The organism is Lysobacter zhanggongensis (genome assembly GCF_046638635.1).
GTDB lineage: Bacteria > Pseudomonadota > Gammaproteobacteria > Xanthomonadales > Xanthomonadaceae > Novilysobacter > Novilysobacter luteus.
On record NZ_JBJXHK010000043.1, the window covers coordinates 1 to 18369 of the forward strand.

16 protein-coding genes, 2 tRNA genes and 1 pseudogene are annotated in these 18369 nt (G+C 66.4%); all 19 read right to left on the bottom strand.

All coding sequences use genetic code 11. The features are described 5' to 3' along the window. Positions 1-512: pseudogene (locus tag ACKVMH_RS08745) on the bottom strand (translation initiation factor IF-2 N-terminal domain-containing protein); the annotation flags it as partial. A gap of 120 nt (positions 513-632) precedes the next feature. Then, the gene (nusA, locus tag ACKVMH_RS08750) at positions 633-2120 is read right to left on the bottom strand and encodes a transcription termination factor NusA (protein WP_215218153.1); all 1488 of its coding nucleotides are present in this window, start codon (positions 2118-2120) and stop codon (positions 633-635) included. A gap of 4 nt (positions 2121-2124) precedes the next feature. Further along, positions 2125-2721, bottom strand: a complete 597-nt coding sequence (gene rimP, locus ACKVMH_RS08755; protein ID WP_215218154.1) for a ribosome maturation factor RimP — start codon at positions 2719-2721, stop codon at positions 2125-2127. 235 nt (positions 2722-2956) lie between these two features. Then, positions 2957-3033: transfer RNA gene (locus ACKVMH_RS08760), tRNA-Met, on the bottom strand. Between the two features lie 84 nt (positions 3034-3117). Then, positions 3118-4560 carry an NADH-quinone oxidoreductase subunit NuoN gene (gene nuoN, locus ACKVMH_RS08765; RefSeq protein WP_412699998.1) on the bottom strand — a complete coding sequence of 481 codons (1443 nt, stop codon included), beginning with the start codon at positions 4558-4560 and terminating at the stop codon, positions 3118-3120. A gap of 48 nt (positions 4561-4608) precedes the next feature. Beyond that, positions 4609-6126: an NADH-quinone oxidoreductase subunit M gene (locus ACKVMH_RS08770; RefSeq protein WP_412700003.1), complete on the bottom strand. Its 1518-nt coding sequence runs from the start codon at positions 6124-6126 to the stop codon at positions 4609-4611. 22 nt (positions 6127-6148) lie between these two features. After that, on the bottom strand, positions 6149-8212 hold the full coding sequence (gene nuoL / locus ACKVMH_RS08775; RefSeq protein ID WP_412699999.1) for an NADH-quinone oxidoreductase subunit L: 2064 nt from the start codon (positions 8210-8212) through the stop codon (positions 6149-6151). Between the two features lie 5 nt (positions 8213-8217). After that, a complete protein-coding gene (gene nuoK / locus ACKVMH_RS08780; protein ID WP_412700004.1) occupies positions 8218-8520 on the bottom strand; it encodes an NADH-quinone oxidoreductase subunit NuoK in 303 nt (100 codons plus the stop codon). A gap of 11 nt (positions 8521-8531) precedes the next feature. Then, on the bottom strand, positions 8532-9188 hold the full coding sequence (locus ACKVMH_RS08785; protein WP_412700000.1) for an NADH-quinone oxidoreductase subunit J: 657 nt from the start codon (positions 9186-9188) through the stop codon (positions 8532-8534). Between the two features lie 9 nt (positions 9189-9197). Further along, complete coding sequence (gene nuoI, locus ACKVMH_RS08790) at positions 9198-9701, bottom strand: NADH-quinone oxidoreductase subunit NuoI (RefSeq protein WP_215218158.1); 504 nt, start codon at positions 9699-9701, stop codon at positions 9198-9200. 7 nt (positions 9702-9708) lie between these two features. Next, positions 9709-10758, bottom strand: a complete 1050-nt coding sequence (gene nuoH / locus ACKVMH_RS08795; RefSeq protein WP_412700001.1) for an NADH-quinone oxidoreductase subunit NuoH — start codon at positions 10756-10758, stop codon at positions 9709-9711. Positions 10759-10772: 14 nt separating this feature from the next. Next, positions 10773-13004: an NADH-quinone oxidoreductase subunit NuoG gene (nuoG, locus tag ACKVMH_RS08800; RefSeq protein WP_215218159.1), complete on the bottom strand. Its 2232-nt coding sequence runs from the start codon at positions 13002-13004 to the stop codon at positions 10773-10775. Then, positions 13001-14353, bottom strand: coding sequence for an NADH-quinone oxidoreductase subunit NuoF (gene nuoF, locus ACKVMH_RS08805; protein ID WP_412700002.1), 1353 nt, complete (start codon positions 14351-14353; stop codon positions 13001-13003). The genes nuoG and nuoF overlap by 4 nt, the downstream gene beginning before the upstream one ends. Before the next feature lie 3 nt (positions 14354-14356). Beyond that, positions 14357-14884 (bottom strand): NADH-quinone oxidoreductase subunit NuoE, encoded by a 528-nt coding sequence (gene nuoE, locus ACKVMH_RS08810; protein WP_215218161.1) that lies wholly within the window; start codon positions 14882-14884, stop codon positions 14357-14359. 43 nt (positions 14885-14927) lie between these two features. Next, positions 14928-16211, bottom strand: coding sequence for an NADH-quinone oxidoreductase subunit D (locus ACKVMH_RS08815; protein WP_215220336.1), 1284 nt, complete (start codon positions 16209-16211; stop codon positions 14928-14930). Positions 16212-16261: 50 nt separating this feature from the next. Beyond that, positions 16262-16999: an NADH-quinone oxidoreductase subunit C gene (locus ACKVMH_RS08820; protein WP_215218162.1), complete on the bottom strand. Its 738-nt coding sequence runs from the start codon at positions 16997-16999 to the stop codon at positions 16262-16264. Then, entirely contained in the window at positions 16996-17541 is a 546-nt protein-coding gene (locus ACKVMH_RS08825) for a NuoB/complex I 20 kDa subunit family protein (RefSeq protein WP_407074586.1), read from the bottom strand. Before ACKVMH_RS08825 ends, ACKVMH_RS08820 begins: the two co-directional genes overlap by 4 nt. Positions 17542-17579: 38 nt before the next feature. Continuing rightward, on the bottom strand, positions 17580-17936 hold the full coding sequence (locus ACKVMH_RS08830) for an NADH-quinone oxidoreductase subunit A (RefSeq protein WP_215218164.1): 357 nt from the start codon (positions 17934-17936) through the stop codon (positions 17580-17582). Positions 17937-18037: 101 nt separating this feature from the next. Continuing rightward, positions 18038-18122, bottom strand: a tRNA-Leu gene (locus ACKVMH_RS08835). Positions 18123-18369 lie beyond the last annotated feature (247 nt).

The following is an 18369-nucleotide window of genomic DNA, read 5'->3' on the forward strand; positions in this document are numbered from 1 at the left end:
GCCTCGGCGGCCGCGGCCACCTCGGCCTTGAGGCGCTCGGCCTCTTCGGCAGCCCGCTTCGCGGCCTCGGCTTCTTCCGCGCGGCGGCGGTCGGCCTCGGCCAGCGCCTGCTGCTCGGCGAGGTTGCGCTGTTTGGATTCCTCCAGCTTGCGCAGGATCTCCGCCCGCTCGTCGGTCGGCGCGGGCTGGTCGGCATCAGGACGGACAACGGTCACCTTCTTGCGCACCAGGACATCGACCGTCGCGCGGCTCTTGCCGCCACCGACCGTCAGCTCCTGCTTCCGGCTACGGCTCAGGGTGATCTTCTTGGGGGCTGCGTCCTCGACGGCCGACTTGTCGGCCTTGCCGTGGGTGCGACGCAGGAAGCCGAGCAGCTTGACCTTCTCGGTGCTGGAGACGGCCTGGTCGGGATCGCTGAAAGGCATGCCGGCCTCGGCCAGCTGCTCCAGCAATTTCTCGACCGGCGTATTAACCAGCGTGGCCAGCTTGCGGATGGTGGTTTGCTGCGACATTCGGTTTCCGTGTCCTGTGGCGCGGGGACCTGCCCCGCGCGTGATCGTTCAATTCTAGCCCTGCTACCTCATGGGTGCAGTCCCGTGTTCATGGCGAAATCGTCGGCATCGCGTGCGTCCTTACTCGAACCAGTGCTTGCGCGCTTCCATGATCAGCGCGGCGGCCCGGGCCTCGTCGACGCCCTCGATGTCTGTCAACTCGTCGGTGGCGAGGTCGGCCAGGTCGTCGCGGGTGACCACCCCGCGTGCCGCCAGCGCGAAGGCAAGCTCGTCGTCCATGCCTTCCAGCGTAAGCAGGTCCTCGGCCGGCTGGTGCTCGTCGAGCTCCTCCTCGGCCGCCAGCGCCTCGTTGAGCAGCGCGTCGCGGGCGCGGGCGCGCAGCTCTTCGACGATGTCCTCGTCAAAGCCCTCGACCGCCAGCAACTCGCCGACCGGCACGTAGGCGATTTCCTCTACCGTGCTGAAGCCCTCGGACACCAGGATGCCGGCGATCTCCTCGTCGACCTCCAGCTTGGCCTGGAACAGCTCGCGGGCGGCGGCCTGCTCGGCCTCCGACTTCGCGGTGACCTGGTCCTGCGTCATCACGTTGAGCTGCCAGCCCGACAGGCGGCTGGCCAGGCGCACGTTCTGGCCGCCCTTGCCGATCGCCTGGGCGAGACGGTCCTCGGCGACCGCGAGGTCCATCGAGTGCTTCTCTTCGTCGACGATGATCGACTGCACCTCGGCCGGCGCCATCGCGTTGATCACGAACTGCGCGGGATTGTCCGACCACAGCACGATGTCGACGCGCTCGCCGTTGAGCTCGTTGGTCACCGCCTGCACGCGCGAACCGCGCATGCCAATGCAGGCGCCGATCGGATCGGTACGGTTGTCGTGGGCCAGCACCGCGATCTTGGCGCGGTCACCGGGGTCGCGGGCGCAGGCCTTGATCGAAACCAGCCCCTGGCCGACTTCCGGCACCTCGAGCTTGAACAGTTCCATCATGAATTCCGGCGCGGCGCGGCTGATGAACAGCTGCGGCCCGCGGGGCTCGGTGCGCACGTCGAACAGGAAGCCGCGGACGCGGTCGCCGGCGCGCAGCACGTCGCGCGGGATGCCCTTGTCCTTCGGGATGATCGCCTCGGCGTTGCCGCCCAGGTCGACGTAGATGTTGCCGCGCTCCACGCGCTTGACGATGCCGGTGACCAGCTCGCCGACGCGGTCCTTCCACTGGTCGACGACCTGGGCACGCTCGGCCTCGCGCACACGCTGCACGATGACCTGCTTGGCGGCCTGCGCGGCGATGCGCCCGAAGTCCGGGTTCTCGATCTGCTCTTCGATGAAGTCGCCGACCTCGACGCCCTCGACCTCGTCGACGGCGTCCATCAGGCGCACCTGGCGGTCAGGCGATTCCATCACCACGTCGTCGGCCACGACCTCCATCCGGCGGAAGGTCTCGTAGCTGCCGTCCTTCTGGTCGATGGCGACGCGCACGAGCACATCCTCGTCGTGGTAGCGCTTCTTGGCGGCGGACGCCAGCGCGGCCTCGATCGCCTCGAAGATCACCTCGCGCGGGACGCCCTTCTCGTTGGCGACTGCGTCCACGACCAGCAACAGTTCCTTGCTCATCTCGTCACTCCGCCGGGGTCGGCTTGTCGGCCGCCGGCTTGTTGGTTGGTTTGTCGGATTGGGTGGTGTCCTGGCGGCGCTTGCCACCGGGCTTGGTGGGGGCCAGCCCCAGCGCGGCCCAGTCCGGGACCAGACGCGCCTTGTCGATGTTGTCGACGGCGGTGGTGAACTCCGCGCCATCGACCAGGAAAGTGATCTGGTCGCCCTCGATGCGGGCGATCGAGCCGGTCAGGCGACGGCGTCCGTCCTGCGGCAGCTTGAGCGTGACCTTGGCGGTCTGCCCCGCGAAGCGCTCGAAATGGGCCCGCGTGAACAGCGGCCGGTCCAGACCGGGCGAAGAGACCTCAAGGGTGTAGTTTCCGCTGATCGGGTCCTCGACGTCGAGCTGGGCCGACACCTCGCGGCTGACCGCCTCGCAGTCCTCGATACCGACCGCACGCGGCTCCCCGTCATCACCCGCCTCGCCGGCGGGAACGTCGATGTACAGGCGCACCAGCGCCCCGCCCGGTGCGGGCAGGTACTCGATGCCCAGCAGCTCCAGCCCGAGCGACTCGACGGTCGGGGCCAGCAGGCGGGAGATCTCGGTCGCTTTGTCCGTCACGCGCTGGTACTCCTGCGGTTGCGACTGGCGGAGGTCCTGCGGACTGCGCGCTGAAGCGACGACGGGTCCGAGGGGCGGAAGCACGGCCCGGGGGCCGGAAACAACAAAGGGCCCGAGGGCCCCTTGTCCATACCGCTGGATGTCGGTGCGACGCGTGAGCAGAACGCGTCGCCAAGCCCGAGCCGTTGGCTAAAAAAGAAAGCCTCGCGAAGAGGCTTCCTTGATCAGCCGAAGCTGGTAGCGGGGGCAGGATTTGAACCTGCGACCTTCGGGTTATGAGCCCGACGAGCTGCCAGACTGCTCCACCCCGCATCAGGCCGTCCATGATAGCGACGGACTTGAAACTCCGCAAGCCTTAACAGGGATTATTTCCCTGGGGCCTGCACTTCCTTCGCCTCAGCCGGCGAAGGCGCGCTGGCACCACGCCATGATCGGGCTCCACGCCAGGCCCAGTGCAAGCAGCGCCACCGCATTGACCCCGAACACGATGCGCATCGGCCGGTTGCCGCTGGGTGCCGGCATCGTGCCTTCGGGCTCGTCGAAGTACATGGCCTTGACCACGTACAGGTAGTAGTACGCGCCCACCACCGCGAACACGATGCCGACGATCGCCAGCCACAGCATGTCGCCCTCGATCGCCGCCTGCAGTACCGCAAGCTTGGCCCAGAAGCCGAGGAACGGCGGGACGCCGGCCAGCGACACCATCGTGATCAGGATCATGCCCGCCAGCCACGGGCTGCGCGCGTTGAGGCCCTTGTAGTCGTCGATCCGATCGGCTTCGAAACCGCGGCTGGACATCACCACGATCGCGCCGAACGCGGCCGCTGCCATGATGGCGTAGCTGATCGCATAGAACATCGCGGCGGCGAAGCCATCCACCCCGCCCCCGGCAAAGCCCAGGAAGAGGAAGCCGACGTGGGAGATAGTCGAGTACGCCAGCATGCGCTTGAAGTTGGTCTGCACCAGCGCGCCGAGGTTGCCGAAGGCGAGCGAAAGCACGGCCAGCCCGGCCAGCATCAGGCGCCAGTGGTCGTCCAGCGGACCCAGGCCGACTTCAAGCAGTCGGTAGGTCATGCCGAAGGTCGCCAGCTTCGGCGCCGAACCGATGAACAGCGTAATCGGGGTCGGTGCGCCGTGGTAGACGTCGGGCAACCACATGTGGAACGGCGCGGCACCGAATTTGAACGCGATGCCGGCCACCATGAACGCAACGCCGGTCACCAGCATGGTCGAAGCGCCGGAAGCCTGGGCCGCGGCCGAAATCTCGGTGAGGTCCAGCGTGCCCGTCGAACCGTAGACCAGCGACAGGCCGTACAGCAGCAGGCCGGATGCCAGCGCGCCCAGCACGAAGTACTTGATGCCCGCCTCGGAGGCCAACGGGCTGTCGCGGTCCAGCGCGACCAGCGCGTAGGAGCACAGCGCGAGCATCTCCAGGCCGACGTAAACCATCACCAGCGAGCCGGCCGACACCAGCAGCATCATGCCGAGCGTGGCGAACAGCATGAGCACCGACACCTCGCCCTGGTACAGCCCACGCTCGCGCAGGTACGGCCAGAGGTAGACCATCGCCAGCGCACCGATACCAGCGATGGAGATCTTCAGCACGTCGGCCGCGGTATCGCGCACGAACATGCCGCCCAGTACGTCGCCGTGTCCGCCGACACCGCTGGCAATCAGCGCGACCACCACCACCAGCAGCGCGATCGACGACAGGTGCGTGACCACCCGTCGGCCCGCGGGCAGGAACAGGTCGAGCATCAGCAGCGCGAAGGCGCCACAGACCAGCACCAGCTCGGGCAGCAGTGGCATCAACTCGGCAGCGGAACGTACTGCAATCATGGGCAAATCTCTGAAGGGTCGGCGTGGTGCGCCGAACCGGGTCCGGGTTTACAGCTTGGAGGCCGCGATCTGCATCGCGAGGTTGGCGATCGACGGTTCCATCAGGTCGGTCAACGGCTTGGGCCACACGCCCACCAGCAGCGTGCCGATGGCGAACACACCGAGCACGGCCCACTCGCGGCCGTCGATGTCCTTGAGGCTGGCGACGTTGTCGTTTGCCACCGGGCCCCACAGCACGCGCTTGACCAGCCACAGCGTGTAACCGGCGCCGATGATCAACGTCAGCGCCGCGAAGAAGGCGACCAGCGGATGCTGCTGGAAGCTCGCCATGATCACCATGAACTCGCCGACGAAGCCTGACGTGCCCGGCAAGCCGGAGTTGGCCATCGCGAACAGCACGTAGAACAGCGCAAACCAGCGCATCGGCGTGGCGACGCCGCCGTAGTCGGAGATCCGGCGCGTGTGCATGCGGTCGTACAGCACCCCGATGCAGGTGAACATCGCGCCCGAGATGAACCCGTGGCTGATCATCTGGACCATCGCGCCCTGCAGGCCGAGCCGCGCGCCGTCGAGGTTGCCGTGGTCGCGCACCAGCGCGAACGCAATAAACACACCCAGCGTCACGAACCCCATGTGCGACACGGACGAATACGCAACCAGCTTCTTCATGTCGTCCTGTGCCAGCGCGACCAGGCCCACGTAGACGATGGCCACCAGGCTCGCGGCCACCACCAGCCAGGCCCACTCGGCACCCGCGTCGGGAACGATCGGCAGGATGAAGCGCAAGAACCCGTAGCCACCGATCTTCAGCATGATCGCGGCCAGGACGACCGAACCGGCAGTGGGCGCCTCGACGTGTGCGTCGGGCAGCCAGGTGTGGACCGGGAACATCGGTACCTTCACGGCGAACGCGATCAGGAACCCGAAGAAGATCCACATCTGCTCGGTGGCGGTGAGCGGGAGTGCGTACATGTCGGCCAGTTGCCAGCTGCCACCCTTCATGAAGAGGTAGATCAGCGCGACCAGCATGAACAGCGAGCCGAGGAAGGTGTACAGGAAGAACTTGATCGATGCGTACACCCGGCGCGGGCCGCCCCAGACGCCGATGATGATGAACATCGGGATCAGCATGCACTCGAAGAACACGTAGAACAGCATCGCGTCAAGCGAGGCGAAGACGCCGACCATCAGGCCCTCGAGGATCAGGAAGGCCGCGTAGTACTGGCTGACCCGCTTGTCGACGTTCCAGGCCCCGATCAGCACCAGCAGCGAGGTCAGCGTGGTGAGTCCGATCAACGCGACCGAAATGCCGTCAGCGCCCAGGTGATAGCGGATGTCGAAGGCCGGGATCCAGGCGTGGTTCTCCACGAACTGCATCGCAGGGATGGCCAGGTCCAGCCCGGTGAACAGCGGCACCGTCAGCAACAGGGTCAGCGCCGCCACGCCGGTGGCGAACCACCGCGCGGGGTTGGCGCGGCCGTTGCCGAACGCGAGGGTAAGGAAGCCACCGATGATCGGCAGCCAGATCAGCAGGCTCAGCAAGGGCAGCGTGCTTGTAGCAGGCACAGGGGTCACGTCGCGGTCCTTGTCAGTTCAAAGTCGAGATGAGCACGGCCATCAGCACGATCAGGCCGAGGATCATCGCGAACGCGTAGTGGTAGAGGAAACCCGACTGCACCTGCCGGGCCAGCCGCGCGACCAGGCCAACAGCCTGCGCACTACCGTTGACCGCGATGCCGTCGATCACGTGGGTGTCGACCGCACGCGAGGCCTTGCCGAGCCGCAGGCTGCCGCCGGCGAAACCGTCGATCCACAGCGCGTCGAAGCCGTACTTGTTCTCCAGCACGCGGACCGGCCAGGCGAACGTGTTGCGCGCGCGGGTGGCCAACTCGGGCTTCCACCAGTACATGACCAGCGCGAGCACGAAGCCGCCGACCGTCAGCCAGAACGACGGCGCCTTGACTGCGTGCAGCGCCAGTTCGACGGGGCCGTGCCAGAGCTCGGCCTTCAGCGTGGCCATCACGTCACGTACGGGATTGACCTCGATCGCGCCGAGGAAGAATGGCAGCTGCTCGACGTGGCCACTCCAGTCAGTCCCGAACAGCATCGGGCCGGCGGTGAAGAAGCCGATCAGCACCGACGGGATCGCCAGCAGCACCAGGGGAACGGTGACCACCCACGGCGACTCGTGCGGTTCGTGCACACCATGGTGACCGTGGCCGTCGTCATGGGCGGCGTGACCGTCGGCGTGCGCGTCGCGGAAGCGCTCCTTGCCGTGGAAGGTCATGAACAGCAGGCGGAAGCTGTAGAACGCCGTCACGAACGCACCCAGCAGCACCGCCCAGTAGGCGTAGTGCCCGATCCAGCCGGCACGGTCGCTGGCGGCGGCCAGGTGTGTGGCCTCGATGATCACATCCTTGGAGTAGTAGCCGCTGAACAACGGCGTGGCCACCAGCGCGAGCGTGCCCAGCAGCATCGTCCAGTACGTGATCGGCATGTACTTCTTCAGCCCGCCCATTCGGCGCATGTCCTGCTCGTGGTGCATCGCGATGATGACCGAGCCGGCACCGAGGAACAGCAGCGCCTTGAAGAACGCGTGCGTCATCAGGTGGTACACGCCCGCGCTGTAGGCCGACACGCCCAGTGCGACGGTCATGTAGCCCAGCTGCGACAACGTCGAATACGCGACCACGCGCTTGATGTCGTTCTGCACAATGCCGATCAGGCCGGTCCAGAACGCCGTGGTGGCACCAATGAACAGGATGAAGTTGAGCGCCGTCTGGCTGAGCTCGAACAGCGGCGACATGCGCGCGACCATGAAGATGCCGGCGGTCACCATCGTCGCGGCGTGGATCAGCGCGGAAATCGGGGTCGGGCCTTCCATCGAGTCGGGCAGCCAGACGTGCAGCGGCACCTGCGCGGACTTGCCCATCGCGCCGATGAACAGACAGATGCAGATGACAGTCGCGACCGACCATTCCTGGCCGGCGATGATCGACATGGTCATGCCCTCGATCGCCGGTGCGTTGGCGAACACGGTGGCGTAGTCCAGCGAGCCGAACATCAGCAGCACGCCGGCGATACCGAGCAGGAAGCCGAAATCGCCCACGCGGTTGACCAGGAACGCCTTGAGGTTGGCGAACACTGCGGTCGGCTTCTTGTACCAGAAGCCGATGAGCAGGTAGGACACCAGGCCGACCGCTTCCCAGCCGAAGAACAGCTGCAGGAAGTTGTTGCTCATCACCAGCATGAGCATCGAGAAGGTGAACAGTGAGATGTAGCTGAAGAAGCGCTGGTAGCCGTCATCTTCGTGCATGTAGCCGATGGTGTAGATGTGCACCAGCAGCGACACGAAGGTCACCACCACCATCATCATCGCGGTGAGCTTGTCGACCATGAAGCCGACGTGCGCCTCGACGCCACCGACCTGGAACCAGGTGTAGACGTTCTCGTTGAACGGCGCCGCGCCCTGCCCCACGAGCTGCCAGAGCACGTAGGCGGACATCGCACAACTGGCGGCGACGCCGAGGATCGTGACGCTGTGCGAACCCGCGCGACCGATCCAGCGGCCGAACAGGCCGGCGAGGATCGAACCCAGCAGCGGCGCCAGCACGATCGCCAGCAGCACCGACTTGGAAATGGCGTACTCCATCCGGCTCAGCCCTTCATCGTGTCGATTTCGGCGACGTTGATCGTGCGCCGGTTGCGGAACAGCGTGACGAGGATCGCCAGGCCAATGGCAGCCTCGGCGGCGGCGACGGTCAGGATGAAGAACACGAACACCTGGCCGGCCGGGTCGCCGAACTGCCGCGAGAACGTCACGAAGTTGATATTGACTGCGAGTAGCAACAGCTCCAGGCACATCAGCAGGACGATGACGTTCTTGCGGTTGATGAAGATGCCGGCAACGCTGATGCAGAACAGCGCGGCGCCGAGCATGAGGAAGTGGCCCGGGGTCAGGGCAAACAGGGTCACGGCTTCACCTCCACGTCGGACGCGGATCCATCGAGCGAACGCGGCGGCTGCGGCGGCGGCGGGCGGACGGCATCCACCTTGACCATGCGCAGGCGGTCACCGGCGCGCACCCGCGCCTGGTCACCCGGGTTCTGGTGCTTGGCGCCCTCGCGACGGCGCAGGGTCAGCATCACAGCGGCGATGACGGCGACGGTCAGGATCACCGCGGCGGTCTCGAACGGCAGCAGGAAGCGGGTGAACAGCGCCTCGGCCAGCCACTTTGTGTTGGAGATGCCTGCCGTCGGGTCGTCGGCCAGCGGCGTGCCCAACTGGACCTTGGCCCCGATCAGCACCAGCATCTCGACGAGCATCACCACCGCGACCAGCAGGCCGACCGGCAGGTAGCGCACGAAGCCCTCGCGCAACGGCGCGACGTCGATGTCGAGCATCATCACGACGAACAGCAGCAGCACCATCACCGCGCCGACGTACACCAGCACGAGCGCCACGCCGAGGAACTCGGCCCCGGCGATCAGCCACACGCAGGCGACGGAGAAGAAGGTCAGCACCAGCGACAGCGCGGCGTGGACCGGGTTGCGGACGCTGATCACGCCAATGGCCGCGGCAACCGCCGTCAGGGCGAACAGGAGGAATGCGATGAAAGCGAGGTCCATGGCGGGCACTCAGCGGAAGGGCGCGTCGGCGGCGCGGCGTTCGGAGATCTCGGCCTCGAGCCGGTCGCCGATCGCCAGCAACTGCGGCTTGGTGACGATGTTCTGTCCGCGCTGGTCGAAGTGGTATTCGTGGATGTGCGTCTCGACGATCGAATCCACCGGGCACGACTCCTCGCAGAAGCCGCAGAAGATGCACTTGAACAGGTCGATGTCGTAACGCGTGGTGCGGCGGCTGCCGTCCTCGCGCTTCTCCGAGTCGATGGTGATCGCCAGGGCCGGGCACACCGCCTCGCACAGCTTGCAGGCGATGCAGCGCTCCTCGCCGTTGGGATAGCGGCGCAACGCATGGATGCCGCGGAAGCGCGGCGACTGCGGCGTCTTCTCCATCGGGTACATCAGCGTGTACTTGGGCTTGAACAGGTACTTGAGGGTCAACCCCATACCCTGCAGCAGCTCGATGAGCAGCAGGCTCTTGAAGTACGAAACGATTCGGTTTGGCGCGCGGTTGCTCATCTCAGTCTCATTGTCCCGGCAGGAACACGCCGTAGTACGCCATCAACGCGGCGACGACGATCCAGGCGATCGACAGCGGGATGAACACCTTCCAGCCCAGCCGCATGATCTGGTCGTAGCGATAGCGCGGGAACGTCGCACGGAACCAGACGTACGCGCTCGCGAAGAACAACACCTTGGCGAACAGCCACCACCAGCCGTCGACCGACAGCAGCGGGATGCCCCAGCCCTGGAACGGGCTGAGCCAGCCGCCCAGGAAGAAGATCGCGACCAGGAAGCTGATCAGGATCATGTTGGCGTATTCGGCCAGGAAGAACAGCGCGAACGATGCGCCCGAGTACTCGACCATGTGCCCGGCGACGATCTCCGACTCGCCCTCGACCACGTCGAACGGCGCGCGGTTGGTCTCGGCGACGCCGGACACGAAGTACACGACGAACAGCGGCAGCAGCGGCAGCCAGAACCACTCGAACAGGCCGCCATTGCCGGCCTGGGCCATCACGATCTCGCTCAGGTTGAGGCTGCCGGCCGCGACCATCACGCCGACCAGGGCGAAGCCCATCGCGATTTCGTACGACACCATCTGCGCGGCGGCACGCATCGCACCGAGGAAGGCGTACTTCGAGTTGGATGCCCAGCCGGCCAGGATGATCCCGTACACGCCCAGCGAGGTCATCGCCAAGAGGTACAGCAACCCGGCATTGGCATTCGACAGCACCAGCTGGGCGTCGAACGGCACCACCGCCCACGCCGCGAACGAGGGCACCAGCACGATCAGCGGCGCAAGCCGGTACAGGAACGGCGATGCGCTCGAGGGCTGGATGACTTCCTTGAACAGCAGTTTGAAGACATCCGCGAAGGTCTGCAGGATGCCCATGCCGACGTACATCGGCCCGTGGCGCGAGTGCATCCAGCCGATCAGCTTGCGCTCCCACAGCACGTAGAACGCGACGGCGATGATCACCGGCATCACGATGAGCAGGATCTTCAGCACGATCCAGGCGCCCTCGCCCAGCATGCCGAAGGACAGGAAACCGTCGTGGATCGCGTCGATCATGCCCGACACCATGCTCAAGCCCTCCCCGCCTGCACGCGTCCGGCGGCAAGCGGCGCGGTTGCGCCATGGCCGCTCTCGACCCACACCGTCCCGCGCGCGACCTTGTCGCTCGCCGAGACCGGCAGCGTCGCCGTTCCCTGCGCGGTGGTGAACTTCCCGGTGGCGCCGTCGGCAAGCCCCAGCCCGTCGAGATCGGCGGGATTGACCATCGCGCGCGGCGCCTGGTTCAGCGGATGCGCCTGCAGCGCTGCCGCCCGACGGACGACCGCGTCGCTGCGGTAGATGCCCATGCTGGAGGCCAGTTCGATGCCCTCGCCCGCCGGTTGCACTGCGCGGCCGGCGGCGACGGTGACATCGCGCTTGGCAACGCTGGCACGGAGGCCGACCAGGTCGGTGAACTCGAAGCCGTCGGCCTGGAGCAGGCCGCCGAGTGCACGCAGCACGCGCCAGCCGGCGCGCGCCTCGCCCGGGAGCTTGCCACCCGCCACCACGACCTGCTCGCGCCCGTCGAGGTTGGTCAGGGTCGCATCCACCTCCGGCAGCAGGCCGATCGGCAGGATCACGTCGGCCACGGCGCGGGTGGACTGGCAGGCGAACGCGCTGAACGCGACGACCTGGGCACCGCCCAACGCCTTCATTGCGCCGCCGGTATCGGCGAAGTCCAGGCCTGGCTCGATGCCGTAGATCACGTAAGCGGTGCGCGGCTCGGCAAGCATCCCACCGGCGTCGAGACCGGTTGGCAGCACGCCGTGGTCCGCCAGGCCAACCGCGTTCGCACCCTGCGGAATGCGGCACAGTGCCGCCCCCGTGGCCCGCGCGAAGTCGGCCGCCGCCGCGCGGATGGTGGCGGCATGCACACCGTTTTCGGCCAGTGCGCCGACGATGACCACCGCCCGCGTCGCAGCCGTCGCGGCCTCACGCAGCGCGGCATCGTCCAGCGCACCGGCGATCGCGGACGGCGCCACGATCTGCTTGCCGGCGAGGTCGAAGGTCTGGTCGAAATCGACCGGATTGACCACGTGCACCTTGGCGCCGTTCATCCACGCCTTGCGCACGCGGGCATTCACCAGCGGCAGCTCGTGGCGCAGGTTGCCGCCGACGAGCACGACCAGGTCGGCCTTCTCGATTTCGGCGACCGGCATCGCGAAGTTTTCGGCGATGGCGGCGTCGGACAGGTCGTGCTGCGAAATGCGGTGGTCGATGTTGCCCGTGCCCAGCGCGTCGGCGAGGCGGGCAAGCAATACGCCCTCCTCGTTGGAGGTCGCCGGATGGACCAGCATCCCGAGCCGGTCGGCGCCGTTCTCGCGGAGGATCTTCGCCGCGCGCGCGAGCGCTTCATCCCACGATGCCTCACGCCACTCGCCGCCATCCTTGACCATCGGCGCGGTGGCACGGTCGTCGGCGTACAGGCCCTGGTGGGAGTAACGGTCGCGGTCCGACAGCCAGCACTCGTTGACCGCGTCGTTGTCGCGTGGAACCGTGCGCAGGACCTGGCCCCGGCGCACGTGCAGGAACAGGTTGCTTCCCAGCGCATCGTGGTAGCCCAGCGACTCGCGGGCCAGCAGTTCCCACGCACGCGCCTTGAACTGGAACGGCTTGTTGGTGAGTGCACCGACCGGGCACACGTCGATGACGTTGCCCGACAGCTCAGTGGTCAGCGGCTTGCCGTCATACGTGCCGATCTGCAGGTTCTCGCCGCGGTACATGCCACCCAGCTCGTAGGTGCCGGCGACTTCGGCCGTGAAACGCACGCACCGGGTGCAGTGGATGCAGCGGGTCATCTCGGTCGCCACCAGCGGACCGATGTCCTCGTCGGGTACCGAGCGCTTGCGCTCGACGAAGCGGCTGACCGACCGGCCGTAACCGAGCGACAGGTCCTGCAGCTCGCACTCGCCGCCCTGGTCGCAGACCGGGCAGTCGAGCGGATGGTTGATCAGCAGGAACTCCATCACGTTGCGCTGCGAACCCAGCGCCTTGTCGCTGCGTGTGGAGATCTTCATGCCGTCCATGACCGGCGTGGCGCAGGCCGGCGCCGGCTTCGGCATCTTCTCGACCTCGACCAGGCACATGCGGCAGTTGGCCGCGATGCTCAGCTTGTCGTGGTAGCAGAACCGCGGGATCGGGATACCGGCCTTGTCGGCGGCCTGGATGACCATCGAGCCCTTGGGCGCGTACATCTCGACGCCATCGATGTGGATGGTGACGTGGTCGGCAGGCACGTTGGGGTTTTCCGGCTGCGCGCTCATGCGGCCTTCTCCACGGTGCCGGCGGCCTGGTCATCGACAAGGAACCGCTTGTTCACGATCGCGTACTCGAACTCGGGGCGGAAATGGCGCAGGAAGCCCTGCATCGGCCAGGCGGCGGCTTCGCCGAACGCACAGATGGTGTGGCCCTCGATCTGGCCGGCCGCGGTGCGCAGCATCTCCAGGTCGTCCAGGGTTGCTTCCATGTTGGCGATGCGGCTCACCATGCGGTACATCCAGCCGGTGCCTTCGCGGCACGGGGTGCACTGCCCGCAGCTTTCCTTGAAGTAGAACCGCGCAATGCGCTGGCAGGCGCGGACCATGCAGGTGGTGTCGTCCATCACGATGACCGCGCCCGAGCCGAGGCCGGAGCCGGCCTTCTGCAGCGCGTCATAGTCCATCGTAAGACCCATCATGGTCTCGCCCGGCAGCACCGGCATCGACGAGCCACCGGGAATCACGCCCTTGATCCGACGGCCTTCGCGCATGCCGCCGGCCATCTCCAGCAGGTCGGCGAACGGGGTGCCCAGGCGGATCTCGTAGTTGCCGGGGCGGGCGACGTGGCCCGACACCGAAAACACCTTGGCGCCACCGTTGTTGGGCTTGCCCAGGTTGAGGAACCACTCGGCGCCGTTGCGGATGATCGCCGGCACGGACGCGTAGGTCTCGGTGTTGTTGATCGTCGTCGGCTTGCCGTACAGGCCGAAATTGGCCGGGAACGGCGGCTTGAAACGCGGCTGGCCCTTCTTGCCCTCCAGCGACTCCATCAGCGCGGTTTCCTCGCCACAGATGTAGGCCCCGGCACCCAGCGCGTTGTGGATGTCGATGTCCACGCCGCTGCCGAGGATGTCCTTGCCCAGCCAGCCGTTGGCGTAGGCCTCGCGGGTCGCCTCTTCCAGGTGCTCGAACGGCTCGTGGTGGAACTCGCCGCGCAGGTAGTTGTAGGCCACCTTCGTATTGGTGGCATAGCAGGCGATCGCCAGGCCCTCGAGCACGGCGTGCGGGTTGTAGCGCAGGATGTCGCGGTCCTTGGCGGTGCCCGGCTCGGACTCGTCCGAGTTGCACAGGATGTACTTCTCGCCGTCGTGCTTGGGCATGAAGCTCCACTTCAGGCCGGTCGGGAAGCCCGCACCACCACGCCCGCGCAGGCCGGACTGCTTGATCATCTCGATGATCGCCGCGCGGTCCATCTTCTCTTCGATGATCTTCCGCAGCGCACTGTAGCCGCCGGTCTTGAGGTAGTTGTCATACGACCACGGCTTGTCGAAGTGCAGCGTCGTGTAGACGACGTTGTGCTCCTGCGGCGCCGGGCCGACCGGGCCGTAGCCCTTGCTGTAATCGTGGTGCCCCATGCCCTACTCCAGCCCGTCCAGCAGCTCGTCCACCTTCGCGGTGTCAAGCTTCTCGTGGTAATGGCCGTTGATGACGACGACCGGCGCGCCGCAGCATGCGGCGACGCACTCTTCCTCGCGCTTGAGGTACACGCGTCCGTCGGCGGTGGACTCGCCGAGCCGGCAGCCGAGCTTCTTCTCGGCGTGCGCGACCAGAGCCTCGCCACCGTTGAGCCAGCAGCTGATGTTGGTGCAGAACGCCACGTTGTTGCGGCCGACCTGCTCGGTCTCGAACATCGAGTAGAAGCTGGCGACCTCGTAGGCCCACACCGGCGGGATCGACAGGTACTTCGCGACCGCGGCGATGATCTCGTCGCTCAGCCAGCCGCCGTTCTGCTCCTGCGCGGCGTGCAGCCCCTGCAGCACCGCCGAACGCTTGCGGTCCGGCGGGAACTTGGTCAGCCAGTGGTCGATGTGCGCGCGGGTCTTGTCCGACAGCGCCACCATCGGGTCGACGTGCTGGCAAGCCTCGAAATTTCCGGTCGCTTTCATTTCTTCAATAGGTCCTCAGCCGATCGCCCGTCGTCCCGCGGGATCAGCGGTCGATCTCGCCGAATACGACGTCATAGGTGCCGATCATCGCCACCACGTCCGCCAGCATGTGTCCCTTGACCACCGTGTCCATCGACGACAGGTGGGCGAACCCGGGCGCGCGCAGCTTGACCCGGAACGGCTTGTTGGCGCCGTCCGAGATCAGGTAGCAGCCGAACTCGCCCTTTGGCGCCTCGACCGCGCAGTAGGTCTCGCCGGCCGGGACGCAGTAGCCCTCGGTGAACAGCTTGAAGTGGTGGATCAACGCTTCCATGTCGTCCTTCATCTCCTCGCGGGAGGGAGGCGCGACCTTGTAGTTGTCGACCATCACCGGGCCGGGGTTGGCCTTCAGCCACTTCACGCACTGCTTGATGATGCGGGTCGATTCGCGCATTTCGGCCACGCGCACCAGGTAGCGGTCGTAGCAGTCGCCGTTGGTGCCGACCGGAATGTCGAAGTCGACCTCGGCGTACTTCGCGTACGGCTGCATCTTGCGCAGGTCCCAGGCGACGCCGGAGCCGCGGATCATCGGGCCGGACATGCCCCACGCCTTGGCGGTCTCGGGACTGATCACGCCAACGCCAACGGTGCGCTGCTTCCAGATGCGGTTGTCGGTGAGCAGCGTTTCGTACTCGTCGACCCGGTTGGGGAAGTCGTCGCAGAACGCATCGAGGTAATCGAGCAGCGAACCCTCGCGCCAGGCGTTGAAGCGCTTGAGATCCTTGCCCTTGCGCCACGGCGACTCGCGGTACTTCGACATGCGGTCGGGCAGGTCGCGGTAGACGCCGCCGGGACGATAGTAGGTCGCGTGCATGCGCGCGCCAGAGACCGCCTCGTAGCAGTCCATCAGTTCCTCGCGCTCGCGGAAGGCGTACAGGAACACCGCCATCGCGCCGAGGTCGAGGCCATTGGAGCCCACCCACATCAGGTGGTTCAGGATCCGGGTGATCTCGTCGAACATCGTGCGGATGTACTGCGCACGCTCGGGCGCCTCGATCCCCATCAGGGTCTCGATCGCGCGCACGTAGGCGTGCTCGTTGCACATCATCGACACGTAGTCGAGCCGGTCCATATAACCGATCGACTGGTTGAATGGCTTGGACTCGGCCAGCTTCTCGGTGCCCCGGTGGAGCAGCCCGATGTGCGGATCGGCACGCTGCACGACCTCGCCGTCCATCTCCAGGATCAGTCGCAGCACGCCGTGCGCGGCCGGGTGTTGCGGGCCGAAGTTCAGGCTGTAGTTGCGGATCTCGGCGCTACGCAGGCCGGAGGTGTTCACCAGCGGCATCTCGCTGGCCGGCGGCGGCACCTGCGCCGCGGCGCCATTCACTGGCGTGCTCATGGCTTCACCTCGCGTCGCTGTGCGGACTCCCGCGCGGAGGTTTCGTAGCGCGCGTCGTCACGGATCACGCGCGGCACGAGCACGCGCGGCTCGATCGAAACCGGCTCGTAGATCACGCGCTGCTTCTCGGCGTCGTAACGCACCTCGACATTGCCGATCAGCGGGAAATCCTTGCGGAACGGGTGGCCGACGAAACCGTAGTCGGTGAGGATGCGACGCAGGTCCGGATGGCCCTCGAACACGATGCCGTAGAGGTCGAACGCCTCGCGCTCGAACCAGTCGGCACCCGGCCAGATCGATGTGAGCGAGGACACCACCGGCAGGTCGTCGTCGGCAGCGAACGTGCGAAGACGCACGCGCAGGTTGTGCTCGACCGACAGCAGGTGTGCGACGGCGGCAAAGCGGCGCTCGGGCACCGCGGCGGCGCCATTGGGCGACTCGCCCCAGACGAAACGCCCGGGCCCCTTGCCCTCGACGCCACGCGAGAAACCTTCGGATGACACGTCGGTATCCCACTCGTCGGCGCCGTAACCGAGGTAGTCGACGCCACTGACATCGACCAGGGTGTCGAAGCCCGATTCGTCGCGCAGCGCAGTGGCCGTGGCGAACCAGTCGGCGGGTTCGACGTCCAGGGTGACCTCACCCCGAGGCTGGACGACGCTGACCACGCCGTCCGGGAAACGCGCGCGCAGGCGGTCCGCAAACTCCGTCGGATTCATGGCTTCGCTGCTCATCCGCGCATGCCCTGCCGGTTCTCGCCGAAGTTGGTGCCGCGGCGGATCTTCTTCTGCAGCTGCAGGATGCCGTACACCAGCGCTTCGGCCGTCGGCGGGCACCCGGGCACGTACACGTCCACCGGCACGATCCGATCAACGCCACGCACCACGGAATACGAATAGTGGTAATAGCCGCCGCCATTGGCGCAGCTACCCATCGAGATCACCCACTTCGGATCGGGCATCTGGTCGTAGACCTTGCGCAGCGCCGGGGCCATCTTGTTGACGAGGGTACCGGCGACGATCATCACATCGGACTGGCGCGGCGACGGGCGGAAGACCACGCCGTAGCGATCCAGGTCCAGGCGCGAAGCGCCCGCGTGCATCATCTCGACCGCACAGCACGCCAGGCCGAACGTCATCGGCCACATCGAGCCGGTCCGCGCCCAGTTCCACAGGGTGTCCAGGTTGGTGGTGACGAAGCCCTGCTGCAGCAGCGGGTTGTCGCCATCGGGACGCAGGATGTCGTCGAGCCGCCCTTCCGGGACCGGGTTGTGCATCAGGCCCGAGACGCGATCGCCCAGAGTCCGGGTCTCGCTCACTCCCATTCCAGCGCTCCCTTCTTCCACACGTAGATGAATCCGAGCAGCAACATGCTCGCGAAGATGCCCATCTCGATCAGGCCAACCATCCCGAGATCACGGAACACGGTCGCCCACGGCACGATGAAGATGATTTCCAGGTCGAAGATGATGAACTGGATGGCGATGAGGTAGTAGCGCACGTCGAACTGCATGCGCGCGCTCTCGAACGCCTCGAACCCGCATTCGTAGGGCGACAGCTTTTCCAGGGAGGGGCGCTTGGGCCCGAGGGTGTTGCCCACCACGAGCAGGGCGACGCCGATGACGCTGGCGACGATCAGGAACAGCAGGGTCGGCAGGTATTCGGCCAGCACTTGTGTTCTCTCGGCTACGCCGCGTTGCCGCGGCCTTGGCTCGGCGGCATCGATCGTGCCGCGGTCGGCAGGGGATGCCGTTCTTTTTGTGAATGCTGGAGTGGTGCCCAAGGGGGGACTCGAACCCCCACGACCTAAGCCGCTACCACCTCAAGGTAGTGCGTCTACCAATTCCGCCACCTGGGCACATGATCCAGCCATCTTCCTGATCGGGCAGCCCATCGCTGAGCTGCCGGTTACGGTCATCATGACCGGACCCCCGACTTCCTTGCCGGGCGTCTAAAACACATTGTATCGCGTCGCGTTACTCGCCAGCAGGATCGGACGGTGCCGATTCCGGCGTTTGCGATGCGGTATCAGCCGCAGGCGCGGCCGGGACCTCCGCGCTCGCCGCCGGCGCGACCTGCGCGGCCGGTGCGGTCGGAACCGCGGC

Bases quoted from the DNA above. Each gene is read 5' to 3' on its own strand.
- nusA (WP_215218153.1), bottom strand. From the start codon at position 2,120: ATGAGCAAGGAACTGTTGCTGGTCGTGGACGCAGTCGCCAACGAGAAG.
- nuoN (WP_412699998.1), bottom strand. From the start codon at position 4,560: ATGATTGCAGTACGTTCCGCTGCCGAGTTGATGCCACTGCTGCCCGAG.
- nuoL (WP_412699999.1), bottom strand. From the start codon at position 8,212: ATGGAGTACGCCATTTCCAAGTCGGTGCTGCTGGCGATCGTGCTGGCG.
- ACKVMH_RS08785 (WP_412700000.1), bottom strand. From the start codon at position 9,188: ATGGACCTCGCTTTCATCGCATTCCTCCTGTTCGCCCTGACGGCGGTT.
- nuoI (WP_215218158.1), bottom strand. From the start codon at position 9,701: ATGAGCAACCGCGCGCCAAACCGAATCGTTTCGTACTTCAAGAGCCTG.
- nuoH (WP_412700001.1), bottom strand. From the start codon at position 10,758: ATGATCGACGCGATCCACGACGGTTTCCTGTCCTTCGGCATGCTGGGC.
- nuoG (WP_215218159.1), bottom strand. From the start codon at position 13,004: ATGAGCGCGCAGCCGGAAAACCCCAACGTGCCTGCCGACCACGTCACC.
- nuoF (WP_412700002.1), bottom strand. From the start codon at position 14,353: ATGGGGCACCACGATTACAGCAAGGGCTACGGCCCGGTCGGCCCGGCG.
- nuoE (WP_215218161.1), bottom strand. From the start codon at position 14,884: ATGAAAGCGACCGGAAATTTCGAGGCTTGCCAGCACGTCGACCCGATG.
- ACKVMH_RS08815 (WP_215220336.1), bottom strand. From the start codon at position 16,211: ATGCCGCTGGTGAACACCTCCGGCCTGCGTAGCGCCGAGATCCGCAAC.
- ACKVMH_RS08820 (WP_215218162.1), bottom strand. From the start codon at position 16,999: ATGAGCAGCGAAGCCATGAATCCGACGGAGTTTGCGGACCGCCTGCGC.
- ACKVMH_RS08825 (WP_407074586.1), bottom strand. From the start codon at position 17,541: ATGCACAACCCGGTCCCGGAAGGGCGGCTCGACGACATCCTGCGTCCC.